Raw genomic sequence first — 3,736 nt, 5'->3', positions numbered from 1 at the left:
TCATCTGTTGAATCGGGCCCTTAGGTTCATCTTCAACCATACGGAGCCAAGACATCGTCTCCTCCACCAGTACTGGATCTTCGGTGGCAAGAAGCTCTGCACCTGCATCTACCAGCATTCTGACCTGCTCGTAACCCGGTTGATTTCCAGCCTTTAAGAACTTCAAACCCTCTTCACCACCTTTGGAGAGAGAACCATAGTAAACCTTACTTATCTTTGACGTAAAATTGCTCAATTTCTCATCTACATACTTCCAGTACCGCTTACTCTTATCTTCAAAATCGTCCGGTATCGTACCTAGAATGGCACCTAACTCAATCTCACTATACATTCTTGGGATGATGAGCAAGGTTCTCAATCGCGATGACCAATTATTAAACTTATATAGTTCTTGAAAAGCCTTTCTCTTATAGCGTTATCAATACTTTAAAGATAAGGTATTTGGTTATTAATTATTCGTTTATAGTCGAAATAGCTAAAGATCAAGATAAATAATTTATATGCCGTTAGATCTGCTTTAAATCCAGGGGTAGTAATAAAGGATTGAGTCGTACGCCTTATGCTGCAATCGTAGGTGCTGGTAGAACGAAGTTTGGCGAATTATGGTATGCAAATCCAGAAAAGTTATTGACCGAAGCAGGTGAGAAAGCTCTGGAATCTGTAGATCATGGTTTAAGGAGGAAGGATATAGAAGGGTGCTTCTTCGGCAGCTTCTTGAGCCAAGTAACGAACAAGCTGGCCCTGATACCAAGTTATATGTCTCGTGAATTGGGTATCAATATACCTATGACGAGTATAGAGGCGGCGTGTGCATCAGGAGGGTCAGCATTGTACAATGCATGTATCAGTATAAAGTCTGGTGAGTATGATGTCGTTCTAGTTGGGGGTATTGAGAAGATGACCGATAGAGTGAGTAAGATCGTAGATGATACGATGTTCGCATGTGATTCACATGAATTCGATGCAGGATTCACCTTTGCAGGTTTATACGCATCTATCATGGCACGATACATCTATGAGTATGGGCGTGGTGATGGAAGGTGTAAGGAGGCTCTAGCCCAAATAGCGTGTAAGAATCACCACCATGCCGTAAATAACCCATACGCACAGTACAGATTCGAAGTTACCGTCGATAAAGTGTTGAATTCGCCATTGATCGCAGACCCCATTCGACTCCTTCATTGTGCACCGATCACAGATGGCGCTGTAGCGGTAATTCTAGTCAAACCAGAATTGGCGAAGAAGTATACCGATACACCCATCTATATCGTGGGCAGTAGCCAGGCTACGGATGATATTTCACTCTACAGTAGAGCAAGTATGACTGAAATGTATGCTACTCAAATAGCCGTTAAGAAAGCTTTGAACGAATCGAAACTTTCCATCCGTGATATTAAAATTGCAGAGGTGCACGATTGCTTCACGATAGGAGAAGTATTATTCCTCGAAGATTCGGGCTTTGTTGAAAAAGGTAAAGCGTGGCAAGTTGTATATGAAAGTTACAATTCTTTCAATAGATCGAAGCATATACCTTACGTGAATAATGGAAGTGAAATGATCGTAAACCCGGGTGGAGGTTTGAAGGCCGATGGCCATCCGATAGGTGCGACTGGAGTAAGGCAAGTGTATGAATGTTTCAAACAGCTTAGAGGCGAGGCCGGTAGCAACCAGGTCGATGTAGATGGTGATCTGAACGCATGCTTATGTCATAATATAGGCGGGACTGGTGGTATAGCGAATGTTCATATATTGGTGAGAGATCTATGAGTGAGCCGATTACAAGAAGGAAGATCATGATAGATTATCGAATTAAAGCGAGTAAGTGTGAGATGTGCGGTAAAGTCTACTTCCCTCCCAAATCCTTCTGCAACGTTGAGGGAAGGATGAGTAAAATGGCGGAGAATGATTATTTTTATAGCAAAGGTGTTTTCTACACCGGTTCTGTAATCCGTAAACCTACGAACAAGTTCAATCACCTTAAATCTTTCATCTCATGCATAGCCTCATTCGATGATGGAGCTGTGAAGATTCCGGGTAGAATCACCGATCATCGGTTGAAGAATAACGATGAGGTAGATATTAGCCAATATATCGGAAAAGGGGTCATACCGAGATTTAGAAGGATCTATGAGGATGGGAGTAGTGGACTGATTTACTACTCAAGCTTTAACTTCTCATTCGAAGATGATTACTATCCTTACCAGGAGTATAAAGTGATGAGACCTTCTGAGAAGGAAGATAAACCGGGTATAGTGGGATATGGTATTTATATACCGAAGTTTAGAATAAAGGGTGACGAAGATTCGAAAGAGTTGGGTATTTTAGAGAGGGCAGTTCCTTTCGCTGATGAAGACACGACAACCTTCGCTGTAGAAGCGGGTAAAAGGGCTTTAATCCACTCGGCGATCGATAGCCGATATATAAAGAAGTGCTATATAGGTTCAGAGTCGACACCGTACGTGGTAAAACCATCGATGGCTACCGTTGCCCAGGTTTTAGAACTCGGTGAAGAATTTGATGGAGGATTCTTTTCAGGTGGTGTAGATACTCAATTTGCATGTAAAGCGGCTACAGATTTAATAATCGATGCCGCAGCATTGGTGAATTACCCAACATTTAATGGCGAGTATGTAATGATCATAGGCTCCGATAATGCACAAGCAGCCCCCGGTGATGCTTTAGATTTAAGTGTAGGTGCAGGAGCGGCAGCTTTCATCATCGGTAAGAGAGATGTCATCGCAACTCTAGATTACTATATTTCATATACTTCCGACACGCCCGATTTTTACAGAAGGGATGGATGGGAGTATCCGAGACACGGTGGTAGATTCACAGGGGAACCTGCTTACTTTAAGCATGTCTGTACAGTGATGAAGAGAGCTTTAAAAGATACGAACCTATCTCCAAAAGATATCGATTATGTAGTCTTACATTCGCCAAATGCAAAGTTTCCGATGGCCGCTGCCCTTCAGGTAGGATTTGAGAGGGAGCAGATCGAGCCAGGGTTGATCGTGAAGAAGATCGGGAATCTTTACTCTGGATCGAGCCTGGCTGCTCTTGGAGCCGTCCTCGATATCTCTGAACCTAACGATAAAATACTGATGGTGAGCTATGGTTCAGGAGCAGGGAGTGATGCATACATCTTTACCGTTACGAAGAATATTGAGAGTAAGAGAGAAAGGTTGATTAAGGTGCAAGATCAGATCGAGAATCCTCACAGAGAATACGTGGATTACTATACTTATCGTGAATGGAAGGATAAGAAAACTTCATAAAAAATTATTAAATTTATTCGATTCGGTAAGATTTGATAGGTTGATAGTTGTATTGCAGATTTAACCTATTTAACCTAACAGATCGAGGGCGATAAGTGCGTATGCTTTCGCTGCTATAAGTACTTTATTAATTTCCACGTATTCATAATTTGTATGGGCCAAAGATTCATCACCAGGACCAAAGATAGCGGCTGGTATGTGTGCTTTATTGACAAAGATATGCCCATCGGTCGTTGCATCCTTTCCTTTCAACTCAGGCCTTTGGCCAAGATATATCAAAGCCCTTTCGATCGCTTTAACTACAGGCTCATCGGGAGAGATTTCATAGGGATCTGCATGGCTGATTATACGAACCGATGCCTGAAAGTTCGGATCCCTATTCTTCAAATCTTCGATGATTCCGTTCAGCTCTTTTAAAGCAGATTCTTATGATTCACCGGGTATCAACATTCTATCGAGTT

The 3,736-nt window shown here is 42.2% G+C and carries 4 protein-coding genes; 2 read left to right on the top strand and 2 right to left on the bottom strand.

Going from position 1 to position 3,736, the window contains the following annotated elements; all coding sequences use genetic code 11:
• Window positions 1-358, bottom strand: a 358-nt coding sequence (locus tag NZ896_06600; protein MCS7117115.1) for a hypothetical protein, incomplete at its 3' end; no start/stop codon positions are given.
• 185 nt (window positions 359-543) lie between these two features.
• Between NZ896_06600 and NZ896_06595 the strand changes: the two genes are divergently transcribed.
• Window positions 544-1,767: a hypothetical protein gene (locus tag NZ896_06595; GenBank protein MCS7117114.1), complete on the top strand. Its 1,224-nt coding sequence runs from the start codon at window positions 544-546 to the stop codon at window positions 1,765-1,767.
• A complete protein-coding gene (locus NZ896_06590) occupies window positions 1,764-3,275 on the top strand; it encodes a hydroxymethylglutaryl-CoA synthase (GenBank protein ID MCS7117113.1) in 1,512 nt (503 codons plus the stop codon). The genes NZ896_06595 and NZ896_06590 overlap by 4 nt, the downstream gene beginning before the upstream one ends.
• A 69-nt stretch (window positions 3,276-3,344) precedes the next feature.
• On the opposite strand, the gene NZ896_06585 is transcribed toward NZ896_06590, so the two are convergent.
• Entirely contained in the window at window positions 3,345-3,662 is a 318-nt protein-coding gene (locus tag NZ896_06585) for a M20/M25/M40 family metallo-hydrolase (protein MCS7117112.1), read from the bottom strand.
• Between the last annotated feature and the right edge of the window lie 74 nt (window positions 3,663-3,736).

The sequence above is a fragment of the Nitrososphaerales archaeon genome (genome assembly GCA_025058425.1).
GTDB lineage: Archaea > Thermoproteota > Nitrososphaeria > Nitrososphaerales > JANXEG01 > JANXEG01.
Note: the sequence above shows the minus strand (reverse complement) of the source record. Positions and strands in the feature narration are given on the sequence as shown.